This is a genomic window from Kribbella swartbergensis (assembly GCF_054784135.1).
Map to the genome: position 1 here is coordinate 1 of NZ_BAAGPM010000028.1, position 780 is coordinate 780.

1 protein-coding gene is annotated in these 780 nt (G+C 63.6%); it reads left to right on the forward strand.

Features of this window, described 5'->3' with window-relative positions; translation table 11 throughout:
• Positions 1–49: 49 nt before the first annotated feature.
• The coding region (locus ACYVOK_RS29060) for an ISNCY family transposase (protein ID WP_460665752.1) at positions 50–780 on the forward strand (731 nt) is incomplete at its 3' end.

Consider the following 780-nt stretch of genomic DNA (forward strand, 5'->3'; position numbering starts at 1 on the left):
CCGTTAGAAAGGTCACTCCTCTCCCCATTACAAATGTCACTCTCCCTGGGTGATCGTGCTGGGGAGATTGGATCTGATGACGGTGATCGGGATGAGCCGGCCGGAGATTGATCGGGTTCACATTCTGCGGGACGTCGTGGCGGAGCGAATTACGGTGCGCGAGGCCGCCCAGCTGCTGCGGATCACGCGACGCCAGGTGTTCCGATTGCTCAAGGCCTACCATGCCGGCGGTCCGGCGGCGTTAGTGTCGTCACGCCGTGGCAAGCCCAGCAACCGCTCCTATCCGGCGGCGCTGCGAAGCGAGGTGCTGGCGCTGATCACGGCCAACTATGCCGATTTCGGCCCAACCCTCGCCTGCGAGAAGCTCGCCGAGCGGCACGGCATCACTCTGGGTGTCGAGACGATCCGGCGCTGGATGGTCGCGGCGGGCTTGTGGCAGGAGCGCCGGCAGAAGCTCCAAAGGGTGCACCAGCCGCGCTACCGGCGCGACTGCGTCGGCGAACTCGTCCAGATCGATGGCTCCGAGCACTCCTGGTTTGAGGATCGCGGCCCGCCCTGCACGCTGCTGGTCGACATTGATGATGCCACCAGCCGGCTGATGCATCTGAAGTTCGTCGAGACCGAGTCGACCTTCGATTATTTCAGATCCACCCGGGAGTACCTGGAGGCTTACGGCAAGCCGGTGGCGTTCTACTCGGACAAGCATGCTGTCTTCCGCGTCAATGGCAAAGGAGCAGTGGGAGGTGACGGCATGACCCAGTTCGGGCGGGCGCTGCATCA